The following is a 12858-nucleotide window of genomic DNA, read 5'->3' as shown; positions in this document are numbered from 1 at the left end:
CGGCGAGCCGGCCTCACCCGACCAGTTCGAACTCCGCGCCGATCGGCGGCGCGCCGACGACCCCCCAGTAGACGAACCGATAGATCCCCGGCCCCAGCGGCGGACAGACGGTCAGATCGAGGCCGTCGACCGCGTCGGCGATACCCGCCTCCGTCAGCGTGAGGTCCCAGGAGTACGTCGAACCGGCGTCGAGGGACACCTCGGTTCGGGGCAGTTCGACCGCTTCGCCGGTCGTCGACCCGCGGACGTCGAGCCACCCGTCGCCCGTCTCGCGCTGGATCGAGTACGCGAACTCGCCGAGCGTGGGCGCCGGGTCGTCGCCGGTGTTCCGGAGGATGAGCCGAAGGGACTGCCCGTACGTCTCGGTCGTCCCCTCGGTGGAGAGCTCCAGCGTGGTCGCGTCGGTCTCGACGACCGTCTCGGTGACCGACCCCTCGAACGGCCGATCGAGGCGGACGAACGCGTCGTCGTCGCAGTCCAGCGTCGGCGGCGTCCCGTCGGGCCCCTGCGGCCCCTCGCCCGCGGCGAAGTCGAGACAGCCCGCCGTCGCGACCGAGAGAGCGAGCGCGCTTCCGACGAGCGCGTCGCGTCGCGTGTGGTCCATACGGGACCGACGAGCGCCATCGGGATGAACCGCACGCGTCGCGACGGATCGAGTCGGGAGTCACCCGGTCGACACGTCGGCGCCGGACCGGTTCGGAACCGCTTTCCCCTCGGCCGGCGGATGGCCCCGCATGGAGCTGTTCGGATCCAGCGGCATCCGCGGGGTCGCGCTGCGGTACCTCACGCCCGCGCTCGTCCTCGACATCGCGAAGGCGGCCGGGACGGTGTGGGACGCGGACCGCGTCGCCGTCGCGCGCGACACGCGGACCACCGGCGAGCTGTTCGCGAACGCGGCCGCGAGCGGGCTCGCCGCGGTCGGGTGCGACGTCGACCGCCTCGGCGTCGTCCCCACGCCCGCGGTCGGCAACTACTGCGAGGCCGCGGGGATCCCCGCCGTGCTCGTCACCGCCTCGCACAACCCCCCGGAGTTCAACGGGATCAAGCTCGTCGGCGACGACGGCGTGGAGCTCTCCGTCGACGTGTTAGAACGGATCGAACGGCGCGTCCTCGACGACGAGTACGATCACGCCGACTGGCGGTCCGCCGGCGCGACGACGCCGATCGAAGGGGCGGTCGACGACTACGTCGACCAGCTTATCGCCGCGGTCGACCGCGGCGCGATCGCCGACGCCGACCTCACGGTCGCGGTCGACCCCGGTCACGGGGCGGCCTCCGTGGCGTCACCGCAGATCTACCGCGAACTCGGCTGCGAGGTGCTGACGGTGAACGCGACGCCGGACGGCCACTTCCCCGGTCGCGACTCCGAGCCGGTCCCGGAGAACCTCGGGGCGCTCTCCCGGCTGGTCGCGACCTCCGACGCCGACGTCGGGATCGCGCACGACGGCGACGCGGACCGGGCGGTCTTCGTCGACGAGGCGGGGGAGTTCGTCGACGGCGACACCTCCTTCGCGGCGATGGCCGACGCCTGTCTCGAACCGGGCGACGCGGTCGTCAGCGCGGTCAACGTCTCGCAGCGGCTCGTCGACGTCTGCGCCGACAACGACGCGGACCTCGAGCTGACGCCCATCGGCGCCACGAACATCGTCACCCGGACGCGCGAGCTCCACGAGGAGGGGACGAACGTCCCGGTCGCCGGCGAGGGGAACGGGGGCGTCTTCTTCCCGCCGTATCGGCTCTCACGCGACGGGGCGTACATCGGCGCGCGGTTCCTCGAACTGCTCGCGGCCGCGGACGGCGCCCCCGTCAGCGAGGTGATCGCGCCGTACGCCGACTACCACTTCGTGCGGGCGAACGTCGAGTACGCGGACGACGACGAGCGCGACGAGATGCTCTCGGCCGCCCGGGCCTACGTCGAGACCGCCGACGCGGAGCCGAACACGACCGACGGCTACCGGCTCGACTACGGCGACGCGTGGGTGCTCGTCCGTCCCTCCGGCACCGAACCGAAGATCCGGATCTACGCCGAGTCCGCCGACGCCGACCGCGCCGAGCGGCTGGCGAAGGACATGCGAGTCGCCGTCGAGAGCGGACGGTAGCGGCCATCTGATTACACGGATCGACCGGGGGTGTGGGAATTCTCTCGGCGTGTCCGGTTCGAGCGCCGAAGCGTCGGTTCGCCTCGCTCGACGACCGGCACAGAACTGACAGAAAACCGACTAGTACCGGTAATAATATATTAACTCGCTATGTAGTAACTATCGAGAATGACAGCCGCAAAGGCAGACCGCTCGTCGCGCCCCGCCTCGTCCGACCCGGACCCGTCGCCCGAACTGTTGAACGCGCTCGAAAGCGACACGGAGACGATCACCGGCGCCGTCGCCGCGGGATCGGTGACGCTGGAGGAAGTCGATCGGTTCGTCCGGCGCGCGGAGCGCGGCGAGATCGACGGCGAGGCGGACCTCGACGCGGTCGTCCGGATCGTCCACGCGCTGCTCCGCGACGAGCCGAGCTGGGCCGAGGCGGAGCCGGCCGGCTCGCCGGTTCGGGCCTAACGTCAGCGCTACCGAGCCGGATCCCCGATCCGCCGGCTCTCCGATTCTTCGGTCCCTCCAACTGTTCCCCCGAAGCGGTGTCTCACCGCCGATTACCGGTTCAGCGCCGCGAGCGCCTCGGCCGCCTCGCGGGCCGCTTCGAGGTGGTCGCGGGCGCGCCGCGGGTCGTCCGTCTCCTCGGCGGCGCGAGCGAACCGAGTCAGCGTGCGCGTCAGCGACGCGCGAGCGGCTCCGATCCCTTCGTCGTCGGCCGACTGCGACGGGGGCGACCGCTGTGGCTCGGACCCCCGCGGCGACCGTTCCCGTGGCGACGCCGACCCTCCCGACGACCCGGCCGCCGACGGAGGCGACTGCGGCCGGGCGGGCCCGTTCGCGCGGGAACCGACCGAGTTGGAGTCGACCGCGTCGGAGTCGACCGCGTCGGAGCCGACCGCGCCGTTCTCGGCCGCGGCGTCGACGGCGCCCTCCGCGCTCTCGTCGGCCGACGTCGAGGTCGCCCCGTCCGGGGCCTCGGTCGCGTCGCCCGGAGCGTCCCGGGCCTCGGTCGCGTCGTCCGGAGCGTCCCGGGCCTCGGTCGCGTCGTCCGGAGCGTCGACCGCGTCGCCCGCGCCGGCCGCGCCGCCGATCTCGTTCCCGCAGGTGGGGCAGAACTCGCGGCCGTCGTGTCGGAAGATGGGATCGCCGCACTCCTCGCAGTGCCGGTTCGTCATCGTCGCGCCCTTCAGGAGGAGCTCCGACATCCGCTGGGTGTGCTCGCGCTTCTTCTCGTCCTCCGCGAACTTCTCGCGGAGCTTCTCGCGTTCCGCCTCCTTGTCGAAGCCGTCGCTCATGGGCGGACGAACGTCTTTCGCGGGCAAAAGTCCGGTGGGCTCGAGACGGCGAACCGCGAGAGCGGTCGACGCCCTCCTCGGAGCGTCGAGGCTACTCCTCCGTGATCGTGCGGTCGTCCGGGTCGAGCTCGCCGCGGTGGATCTTCGAGCCGTCCTGTGCGACCTGTCGGCCGAGCACCGCGCACTTCACGCGCATCGGGGAGATGTCGACGCCGAGCATCTCGGTGATGTCGTCGGTGTCGAGGGCGTCTAACTCGTCGACCGACATCCCGTGGAGCCGTTCCGAGAGCATGCTCGCGGAGGCCATCGAGATTGCGCAGCCGTCGCCGGTGAACCGGACCGTCTCCACGGTCTCTTCGGCGTCGTCGAGCTGGACGTCCATCCGGATCGTGTCGCCGCAGGAGGGGTTCTCGCCGACGTGCGTGAAGTCCGGATCCTCGAGTTCCCCGTAGTTACGGGGGTTCTTGTAGTGGTCGAGGATCTGCTGCCGGTACATGTCCGAGCCCAGTCCCATACTGGCTCCGAGTACGCCGGTCCGGCTCAAAAGGGTTCCGTCGGGCCGAACCTCGGCCGTAATCGGTGACGGTTCATCGCGGGAGCCGCCTCGGTCGCGGGCCCGCACGCCCGCTCGCAACCGTTCGCCTCACGCCGCGTGGTCGTCGATCCACGCCGTCAGGTCGTCGCCCGGGACGAACCCCTCGGCGCGCCGCGCGACGGGCTCGCCGTCGACGAAGAGGACGAAAAGCGGGACGCTCCGCACGTCGAACCGCTCGATCAGCGGCGCGTCGTCGCGAGGGTTGATCAGCCCGACCGCGAGGTCCGTCTCGACGCCGCGTGCCACGTTGCCCAGGACCGGTTCCATGCTTGCGCAGATGCCGCAGCCGTCGGTGTAGAACTCCACGAGCGCGACGCCCGCATCGTCGACGAACCCGTCGAGAGCGTTCTCGTTGGCCAGCGAGACCGGCCGGTCGGCGCCCGACGCACCCTCGCCGGCCGCTCCGGGATCTCCGGCGTCGCTCGCCGTAGTATTGGTTTTCATACACACTATTGTCGCCGGAGACGGATAAACGCTCGCGTCGTCGGGGATCCGGTCTCGGACGCGGAGAGGAGGGTTGTGACGGCGCCGACGCGCACGGGGCAGACGGGCGGACATCGCTCCGACGCCGACGGACGCTACGAGTCCGTCTCCGACGCCGGCGGACGGACGAGCGGCGAGTCCTCGTTCGCGCGCTCGGGGCGACCGCAAACGCCGGCGTCGGCGCCGGCTTGCGAGACACCGGAATCGAGCGATTCGATGGTCCAGTCGACCGCGTGACCGGTCGTCGACTCGTGGTCGTTCAGGGCGACTCGGGCGTCGCGAAGGGCGTCATGGGTCGCCGCGAGCGGGCAGTCGCGACACCGGACCGTCACGCGCGTTTCGTCCATGGCGGCGTCTTGTGCCGAGCAGACATAACCGTCGCGGTCCGAGGCGAGACCGGTCACGCAGGAAGGAATTGAACGGGAGCCGCTACGCCGCCTCGTCGCCGTCGGGTTCGGTTCGCCATCCGCCCCTCAGCGTGACGTACCAGACCGTGCCGGCGGCGAGGAGGAAGACGCCCGCCATGTACGGGATCAGCGGCAGTTCGACCCCCACGAAGTCGAGCACCGTCCGGAACTCGTAGACGATCACCCCGAAGATCGCGAGCGTCACGAGCAGTCCGCCGCGGCTCACGTCGACGGTCATCGGCCCACCTCGACGAGCGCGGCCGACGCGTCGGTGACCGCGCCGAGCAGCGGCGCGGCGGCGTCCGCGAGGGCGTCGAACAGCGGCGCGAGCCACACCGGGTACGTGCCGACGCCGGGGCCGAGCAGGCCGCCGCGGTTGATGATCGCGGCGAGCGGGAGCGCGTACGCGAGGACGACGAGCGTGAGCGCGATACTCACCCACAGGCGGAGGTTATCGAGCACCTGCGGGGCGTCCTCCGGCCCGGAGACCGGCGTCGGCAGCGTCTCCGCGAGGCCGGAGGCCGTCGGGTTCCCCATCGTCAACACGAGATTCCCGAGGAAGAGGATCGTCGAGACGAAAAGCAGCGTCCCGCCGATCGCTATCTGGATGTTCAGCTCCTCGAAGCCGCCGAACATCGTCGGGTAGTCGAAGCCGGAGTACTCCGGTTCGGCGGTCCGACGCGGCACACCGAGCAGCCCCTGCGCGTGCATCGCGTTCGACATCAGCGCCATGCCGATGAACCAGAGCACGACCTGGAACAGCCCGATCTGACTGCTGTAGATCGGCTTGTTGCTGATCTGCGGCCAGAGCCAGTAGGTCCCGGCCATCATGGTCAGCGCGACCGCGGTCCCGACGGTGAGGTGGAAGTGGCCCGGCACCCACAGCGTGTTGTGGATGAGGTAGTTGATGTTCATCCCGGCGTTCACCATCCCGGAGAAGCCGCCGGCCGCGAACATGAGCCCGGCGAGCATCATGCCGGTGAACTCCGGCTTCCGCCACGGGAGGTGCGTGAGCCAGCCGAGCAGTCCGGTGCCGCCGTTTTTGCGAGCCCCGTACTCGACGCTCGCGACGACGGTGAACGCGGTGAGCAGGCTGGGCAACAGCAGGAACATCGTGTTCGTCATCGAGATGAACTTGAACCCCTCCGCGATGCCGGGGTCGAGGTACTGGTGGTGGATCCCGACCGGCGTCGAGAGGAGGACGAACAGCACGAACACGACCCGGGCCAGCGGGTCGCTGAACAGCCGCCCGCCGGCGATCTTCGGCAGGACGGTGTACCAGAGCATGTACGCCGGCATCAGCCAGAAGTAGACGACCGGGTGGCCGAAGAACCAGAACAGCGTCCGGGTCAGCGTCGGGTTCACCTGGTCGATGAAGCCGAGCGACCACGGCAGGAGGAACAGCAGCACGGAGGCGGCGACGGCGGACGAGGCGATGTACCACATCGTCATCGTGGTCAACACCATGAACGTCTGGAGCGGGATCCGCTCGTCCGGGTGGTCGCGCCGCCACGCGAGGAACGTCCGGAACCAGTCCGCCCCCGCGATCCACGTGCCGACGATGAACACAACGAGCCCGGCGTAGAACAGCGGGTGGGCCTGAAGCGGCGCGTAGAAGGTGTATAGCACGTCCGCGCTCATGTCGATGGAGTCGACGAACCCGGCGAGGATCGAGACGCCGGTGAGCGTCATGCCGGTCGCCATCAGTCCGTACCACGTCCACGTGATCTTGATGTTCAACAGCGGCCGGTCAAGGCTCCGAGTTATCGCCCAAGTGAACAACCCGACGAGGAAGAAGATCGTGAAGCTGATAACCATGAAGACGCCGTGCGCGGTGAGAACGGTGTAGTAATCCGTCGAGGGGATGATCCGCGCGACATCGGTCCGGTGGAGCGTCTGGATGATCCCGAACACCGCGCCGAGGAACAGGGCGAAGAACGAACTCAGGAAGGCCGCGCGGACGACGCGCGCCTCGTCGGGGAACTTGTCGACGAACGTCCGCTCGGACTCGAGGGCCGTGCTCACGCCGAGTCACCTCCTCGGTTCTCGAACTGCGACTGACTGACGACGTGGAGCTTCCCCTGCATGACGTGGTGACCCGCGCCGCAGTACTCGTTACAGACGATCCCGTACTCGGTGGGCTCGTCGGTCTCGACCGTGATCTCCGAGACTTCGCCGGGGACGACCATCGTGTTCGCGCTCGTGCCGACCACCTCGAAGCCGTGGATCACGTCGGCGGAGGTGACGTAGAACGTCACCGTGCTGTTCGCCGGCACGACGATCGGGTCGGGTTGGAACCCGAACTGTCGGGCGACGACGTACGCCTCGTACTCGTTCTCGCCGACCTGCTCGACTCGAGGCTCAGAGAACCGTTCGTCCTCGTCGAGCGCCGCCGGGTCGATCGTTGACTGCGAGTCGGCGACCATCGCCACGCCCGGGCCGACGGCGCCGTACGTCACGGTCCCGATAAGGGCGAGGATCAACACGATCGAGAGCGCGAGCCAGAGCTTCTCGTACGCGTGGATGTGCACCTCTGATCACCCCACCACGACGAGATCTCGTCCCAGGAACTCTACGAAGTAGATGTACACCCATGCGAGCACTAGAATCACGAAGTAGATCCCGATGAGCGTGAGCGTACCGATCGGGTCGAACTCCTCCCCGTCGCCGCCCACGTCGTCCGTGTCGGCGCGTGCGGTCTCGCTTCGAGCCATACCCCGGATTACGACCCTCGTAATATATACGATCGACTCGTTCCCAGCTCGTGAGAACTTTGCCGTTATCTATGACTACCAGAAGCGTAGCGACTCTATGCGATTCTCGTTACAACAGGCCGTCCTCTTGGTCCTTGGCGGGCTCGTTCCCGCGGCGGTGTTCATCGCCGACCGCGCGGAGTTCGTCGTCGCGGTCACGCTGGTGAACGTCCTGCTCATCTGGGCGAGCCTCCGGATCGCGACCGGCGGAAGCCTACCGGGGTTCGGGGGCGACACGACCGAACCGGATCAGGCGTAACCGGTCGGGACGCACCGCGAGGCGACGGACGGGCCGAGGGCACGCCGCCCAGCGGCCGACGGTCCGGGAACGCGCCGCTCGGCGGAACGACGGACACCATCACGCATGCCAGGCTGTACACTCTGTGACCTCCCGACCGGGGACGACCCGCACACGGCTCCGGACGTCGACGGCGAGTTCTGCTGCCGCGGCTGCCTGACGGTCGCGCGCTCGCTCGACGACGTCGAGGACCTCGACGACCTCGACGAGCGGGGCCCGGACGCGACGCCGGACGAGGAGTTCGACGGCGAGACGACGTTCCTCCACGTCGACGGGATGCACTGCGCGACCTGCGAGTCCTTCCTGGAGATGACGGCCGGCGAGCAGGACGGGGTCGCGGCCGCCGAGGCGAGCTACGCCACCGACACGATCCGGGTCGACTACGACCCCGACGCCGTGAGCGCCGACGAGCTCCCGGACCGGCTCTCGGTCGCTGGCTACTCGGCGAGCGACCGCGCGGACCCGGCCGACGACGGCGACGACGCCGTGGCCCGGTTCCTGATCGGCGGCGGCTTCTTCGGGATGATGGCGATGCTGTGGTACGTCGTCTTCCTGTACCCGACCTACTTCGGGTACGATCCGATCGTCGACCTCGGGGGCGTCTCCGGCACCTACCTCTTCGCGCAGATCTGGCTGTTCGCCTCCATCGTGCTGTTTTACACCGGCTACCCGATCCTGCGTGGCGCGTACGTGAGCCTCCGGGCGCGACAGCCCAACATGGACCTCCTCGTGTCGCTCGCGGCGACGAGCTCGTACGCGTACAGCACGCTCGCGCTGCTCGTCGGCCGGACCGACCTCTACTTCGACGTAACCATCGCCGTGATCCTGGTCGTCACCGCCGGCAACCACTACGAGTCGATAATTAAGCGCCGGGCGACGGGCATGCTCGCCGACCTGACGACGACCGATGACCGCACCGTGCGCACCGAGGCGGGCGAGCCACTCGACGCCGACGCGGTCGACCCGGGCGACCGCCTGCTCGTGCGCCCCGGCGAGCGCGTGCCGTTCGACGGGACCGTCGCCGAGGGGACCGCCGCGGTCGACGAGGCCCTGGTCACGGGCGAGTCGCTCCCGGCGACGAAGCGCGAGGGCGACCCGGTCCGCGGCGGCACCGTCGTCACCGACTCGCCCGTCGTGATCGAGGTCGGCGAGGACGCGGCGAACACCCTCGACACCCTCGTGCGCCTGCTGTGGGAGATCCAGAGCTCGCGGTCCGGAATCCAGCGGCTCGTCGACCGGCTGGCGACGGTGTTCGTCCCGCTCGTCGTGGCAGTCGCGACCGTCGGCGCCGCCGCCACCCTCGCCCTCGGCTCGGCGCCGATCGACGCCGCCTTGGTCGGGCTGACGGTGCTCATCGTCTCGTGTCCGTGCGCGCTCGGGCTGGCGACCCCGCTCGCGGTCGCCGCCGGGATCCGCGACGCGGCGGAGCGGGGCATCGTCGTCGTCTCCGACGCCGTCTTCGAGGCGGCCGCCGACGTCGACACCGTCGTCCTCGACAAGACCGGGACGCTCACCGACGGCGAGATGCGGCTGCTCGACGCGACCGCCGAGGCGGGGACCCCGGTCGACCGGGTCCGGAGTCGCGCGGCCGCCGTCGAGCGCGCCTCGATCCATCCGGTCGCCGAGGCGATCGTCTCCGGCGTGCTGGGAGACGAGACGGGCCGAAACGAGGAACGGGCCGCGGCCGACGGCGGGGCCGCGACCGCCGGGGATCCGACCGCCGACGTGACCGACGCCCTCGACGGCCCCGCCGCGACCGACGTCGACGTCCTCGACCGCGGGGTCTCCGGCGTCGTCGACGGCGATGAGGTCCTCGTCGGCCACCCCGACTGCTTCGACGAGCGCGGCTGGCCGGCCGCGGATCGGCTCCGCGAGGCGGGGACGGCCGCCCGCGACCGCGGGAACGTCCCCGTCTACGTCGGCTGGGACGGTCGCGTGCGAGGGGTCCTCGCCGTCGGTGACGAGGTGCGCGAGGGGTGGGAGGCGGTCGTCGCCGAACTCGACGCGGACGGGCGGCGCGTGGTCGTCCTCACCGGCGACGCGCCAGCGGCCGCGACGCGGTTCGCGGACCACCCCGCGATCGACGAGGTGTTCGCGGAGGTGCCGCCGGAGGCGAAGGCCGAAACCGTCAGACGCCTCCGCGCCGACGGCTCGGTCGCGATGGTGGGCGACGGGAGCAACGACGCGCCCGCGCTCGCCGCGGCCGACCTCGGCGTCTCGATCGCCTCCGGGACGGACCTCGCGGCGGACGCCGCGGACGCGGTCCTACTGGAAGACCGCCTCTCCGCGGTCCCGGAGCTGTTCGCCGTCACGCGCGGGACGAACCGGCGGCTGAAACAGAACCTCGGCTGGGCGTTCGTCTACAACGCCGTCGCGATCCCGTTGGCGCTCTCGGGCGTCCTCAATCCCCTGCTGGCCGCGCTCGCGATGGCGTCGAGCAGCCTCCTCGTGGTGACGAACTCCGCGCGGGCGGTGTTCGACCCGGACTGAGGCCCCGGGCCGGTCAGTTCCCGCCCTGTCCGGTGCCGCCCTCGCTCCGACCGCTCTCCGGGGGGAGGAGCCGGCGCGCCAGCGCGGCGAGGCGCTTGTACGCGAAGTTCACGTACAGCCCCGAGAGGAAGACGGTCCCGACGACGAGCGGCACGTCGTCGACGCCCTGACCGAGGACGAGGTCCGAGAGCAGGTAGATCTCGACGCCGAGCGGCAGCGCGGCGGGCAGCCGGAGGTTGTACCGGAGGAGCCTGCCGACCGAGGCGTCGAACCGCTCGATCAGGGCGGTGGAGACGAATCCCAGCCCGCCGAGCAGGTGAACAGGGCGACGAACGGGGGGGACGATCCCGGGACCGAGGCCCTCGACCCCCGCGTACGGCGCGTCGACGGCCACGGACGCCGCGGCCGTGAGCGCGGCGGTGAGGAGGACGGCGACGGCGACGACGGCGGTTCCGAGCCGGGACCGATACCGAGTCCGCGCGAGCTACGGTCGGTCGTCCGCGCCGGACGCGGGGTCACCCGCCAGCGTCGGATCGTCGGTCCCGGAGGTCGGGTGCTCGGCGGGAGGTTCGTCGCGGGCCCACTCCGATGCGTCCGACATCGCCGGGGCGGTTCGCGGCCGAGCGACAGTTAGCTTGCGCCTCGTGAACTATCCGCAAGGAATTTCGAGGCGCTGCGTCGACGAGAAGAGCGACGCCGAGACCGCGGTCGGATGTTACGCGGTCGCGCCGACGTGCGGCTTGACCGCGCGGACGATGGCGTCGACGTCGTACTCGTCTTCCTCCTTGTCGAAGACGACCTCGCCGTCGGCGCGGACGATGAACACGCCCGCGTCGCCGGTCACCAGGGCGACCTCGTCGACGCTCTCGCCGAACTGTTTGAGGATCGCCTCTGAGACGTCCTGAGCGCGGTTCAACATGCCACACGGGACGCAGTACTCGATTTCGACGCGTGTCATACTCGACGGTAGTACGCCAACCGGATTAAAGGGGAGGGTCGCGGTCGGCCCCGGATCGTCCGAGCGAGCCGCCGACCGCCTCAGACCACCAGCGCGTCGAAGACGACCGCGAACAGCAGCAGGCCGAGGTAGGCGTTCGAGGCGTGGAACGCGCGGAACGCCGCCCCCTCGGTCTGCTCGTAGTGGAGCCGGACGACCGTCCAGAGGAAGACCCCTCCGACGGCCACCCCGACGACGGCGTACAGCGCGCCGAGCGGGTCGGCGGCCGCGGCGAGCGCGACCGCGGCGACGAGCGTCGCGCCGAGGTACCAGAGGATGTGACGGCGCGTCGCGGTCTCGCCGCGGACGACGGGCATCATCGGGAAGCCGCCGCGCTCGTAGTCATCCTTGTACGCCAACGCGAGGTTGTAGAAGTGCGCCGGCGTCCACAGGAAGATCACCGCGGCGAGCAGCAGCCCGCCGCCGCCGACCTCGCCCGTGACCGCGGCCCAACCGATGAGCGCCGGGAGCGCGCCGGCCGCGCCGCCGATGACGGTGTTCTGGACCGTGTTGGGCTTCAACACAAGGGTGTACACGACGCTGTAGAACGCGATGGCGACCAGCCCGAGCGCGGCCGTCAGGGGGTTCACCGTCCAGAACAGCGCGAGGGAGGCGACCGCGAGCAGGCCGCCGAACGCGAGGGCGTTCGTGACCGGGACCAGGTCCGTCGCCAGCGGGCGGTCACTGGTGCGTTGCATCCGCTTGTCGACGTCGCGTTCGAGGACGTGGTTGAACGTCCCGGAGGCGCCGATGGAGAGCGCGCCGCCGGCGAGCGTCGCGGCCACGACCCGGGGCGTGAACCCGGACCCGCCCGCGAGCGCCATCGCGGCCGCGGCGACGAGGCAGAGCAGCCACATCAGCCGCGGCTTCATCAGTCGGAAGTACGCCGCCGCGGTCGCCTTCAGCCGGGGGAGCGTCGCGGAAGGGATCTCCGGCTCCGGCGCGTCCTCGATCGGCGGAAGGTCGTCGGTACCGGGTTCGAAATCGTCGGGCGCGTCGTCCGGCACGCCGGTCTCGCTCTCCAGCCACCAGGCGAGCGCCGCGAGGACGGCGCCGAAGATGCCGACGCCGAGGAGGAGGTGAACCGACTCGAGCGCGGCCGGCAGCCCGTCGACCGCGACGAGAGCCCCGACGCCCGCTTGGGCCGGGTAGACGACGAGCGCGAGCGCGAGCGCGGCGCGAACCCGACGGTCGGCACCGTTCCGCCACGCGAGCGCGGCGGAGAGGGCGACGAGGTGCCCGACGGCGACCGCGAGCGCGCGGTGGCCGAGGGCGATCCAGCCCTCGGTCGCCGTCGGGAGCGCGGCGCCGTCCCCGCAGGCGGGCCAGCCGCCACAGGCGGTCGCCGCCTCCGTGAGGGAGGTGGTCGCACCGACGACGACGAGGAGGTACACGCCCATCGCGGCCGCGGCCAACACCGCGGGGAACTTATCGGGGATATTCACTCACC

Annotated in this window: 16 protein-coding genes; 4 read left to right on the top strand and 12 right to left on the bottom strand. The window is 70.5% G+C overall.

Annotated elements, in window-relative coordinates:
- Positions 1 to 13 precede the first annotated feature (13 nt).
- Positions 14 to 604 carry a hypothetical protein gene (locus tag BM286_RS02555; RefSeq protein ID WP_092920023.1) on the bottom strand — a complete coding sequence of 197 codons (591 nt, stop codon included), beginning with the start codon at positions 602 to 604 and terminating at the stop codon, positions 14 to 16.
- A gap of 130 nt (positions 605 to 734) precedes the next feature.
- Here BM286_RS02555 and glmM point away from each other — a divergent pair, with 130 nt between their 5' ends.
- Together glmM and BM286_RS02545 are read left to right on the top strand one after the other, a co-directional pair.
- A complete protein-coding gene (gene glmM / locus BM286_RS02550; RefSeq protein WP_092920022.1) occupies positions 735 to 2099 on the top strand; it encodes a phosphoglucosamine mutase in 1365 nt (454 codons plus the stop codon).
- Between the two features lie 168 nt (positions 2100 to 2267).
- Complete coding sequence (locus tag BM286_RS02545) at positions 2268 to 2555, top strand: hypothetical protein (protein WP_092920021.1); 288 nt, start codon at positions 2268 to 2270, stop codon at positions 2553 to 2555.
- A 92-nt stretch (positions 2556 to 2647) separates the two neighbouring features.
- Here BM286_RS02545 and BM286_RS02540 read toward each other — a convergent pair whose 3' ends face one another.
- The 8 genes from BM286_RS02540 to BM286_RS15405 all read right to left on the bottom strand — a co-directional run bounded on the left by BM286_RS02540 (position 2648) and on the right by BM286_RS15405 (position 7584).
- Entirely contained in the window at positions 2648 to 3385 is a 738-nt protein-coding gene (locus tag BM286_RS02540; protein ID WP_092920020.1) for an Sjogren's syndrome/scleroderma autoantigen 1 family protein, read from the bottom strand.
- A 91-nt stretch (positions 3386 to 3476) separates the two neighbouring features.
- Positions 3477 to 3899, bottom strand: coding sequence for a Fe-S cluster assembly sulfur transfer protein SufU (sufU, locus tag BM286_RS02535; RefSeq protein WP_092920019.1), 423 nt, complete (start codon positions 3897 to 3899; stop codon positions 3477 to 3479).
- A gap of 129 nt (positions 3900 to 4028) precedes the next feature.
- Positions 4029 to 4424 carry a thioredoxin family protein gene (locus BM286_RS02530; RefSeq protein WP_092920018.1) on the bottom strand — a complete coding sequence of 132 codons (396 nt, stop codon included), beginning with the start codon at positions 4422 to 4424 and terminating at the stop codon, positions 4029 to 4031.
- Positions 4425 to 4558: 134 nt separating this feature from the next.
- The gene (locus BM286_RS02525; protein WP_092920017.1) at positions 4559 to 4810 is read right to left on the bottom strand and encodes a DUF7542 family protein; all 252 of its coding nucleotides are present in this window, start codon (positions 4808 to 4810) and stop codon (positions 4559 to 4561) included.
- Positions 4811 to 4892: 82 nt separating this feature from the next.
- Entirely contained in the window at positions 4893 to 5108 is a 216-nt protein-coding gene (locus tag BM286_RS02520; protein WP_092920016.1) for a CbaC protein, read from the bottom strand.
- Entirely contained in the window at positions 5105 to 6895 is a 1791-nt protein-coding gene (locus BM286_RS02515; protein ID WP_092920015.1) for a b(o/a)3-type cytochrome-c oxidase subunit 1, read from the bottom strand. The genes BM286_RS02520 and BM286_RS02515 overlap by 4 nt, the downstream gene beginning before the upstream one ends.
- A complete protein-coding gene (locus tag BM286_RS02510) occupies positions 6892 to 7401 on the bottom strand; it encodes a cytochrome c oxidase subunit II (RefSeq protein WP_092920014.1) in 510 nt (169 codons plus the stop codon). Before BM286_RS02510 ends, BM286_RS02515 begins: the two co-directional genes overlap by 4 nt.
- Before the next feature lie 6 nt (positions 7402 to 7407).
- Complete coding sequence (locus BM286_RS15405) at positions 7408 to 7584, bottom strand: hypothetical protein (RefSeq protein WP_167603291.1); 177 nt, start codon at positions 7582 to 7584, stop codon at positions 7408 to 7410.
- A gap of 97 nt (positions 7585 to 7681) precedes the next feature.
- On the opposite strand from BM286_RS15405, the gene BM286_RS02505 reads away from it, so the two are divergent.
- Together BM286_RS02505 and BM286_RS02500 are read left to right on the top strand one after the other, a co-directional pair.
- Positions 7682 to 7882, top strand: a complete 201-nt coding sequence (locus tag BM286_RS02505) for a hypothetical protein (protein WP_092920013.1) — start codon at positions 7682 to 7684, stop codon at positions 7880 to 7882.
- 105 nt (positions 7883 to 7987) lie between these two features.
- Positions 7988 to 10411: a heavy metal translocating P-type ATPase gene (locus BM286_RS02500; protein ID WP_092920012.1), complete on the top strand. Its 2424-nt coding sequence runs from the start codon at positions 7988 to 7990 to the stop codon at positions 10409 to 10411.
- A gap of 13 nt (positions 10412 to 10424) precedes the next feature.
- Here BM286_RS02500 and BM286_RS15815 read toward each other — a convergent pair whose 3' ends face one another.
- The 3 genes from BM286_RS15815 to BM286_RS02485 all read right to left on the bottom strand — a co-directional run bounded on the left by BM286_RS15815 (position 10425) and on the right by BM286_RS02485 (position 12853).
- Positions 10425 to 10805, bottom strand: coding sequence for a hypothetical protein (locus BM286_RS15815; protein WP_241988304.1), 381 nt, complete (start codon positions 10803 to 10805; stop codon positions 10425 to 10427).
- Positions 10806 to 11126: 321 nt separating this feature from the next.
- The gene (locus BM286_RS02490) at positions 11127 to 11369 is read right to left on the bottom strand and encodes a SelT/SelW/SelH family protein (RefSeq protein ID WP_092920011.1); all 243 of its coding nucleotides are present in this window, start codon (positions 11367 to 11369) and stop codon (positions 11127 to 11129) included.
- Between the two features lie 80 nt (positions 11370 to 11449).
- Positions 11450 to 12853: a heme o synthase gene (locus BM286_RS02485; protein WP_092920010.1), complete on the bottom strand. Its 1404-nt coding sequence runs from the start codon at positions 12851 to 12853 to the stop codon at positions 11450 to 11452.
- Between the last annotated feature and the right edge of the window lie 5 nt (positions 12854 to 12858).

Origin of the sequence: Halorubrum sodomense, from assembly GCF_900111935.1 — an archaeon.
Classification (GTDB): Archaea; Halobacteriota; Halobacteria; order Halobacteriales; family Haloferacaceae; genus Halorubrum; species Halorubrum sodomense.
Note: the sequence above shows the minus strand (reverse complement) of the source record. Positions and strands in the feature narration are given on the sequence as shown.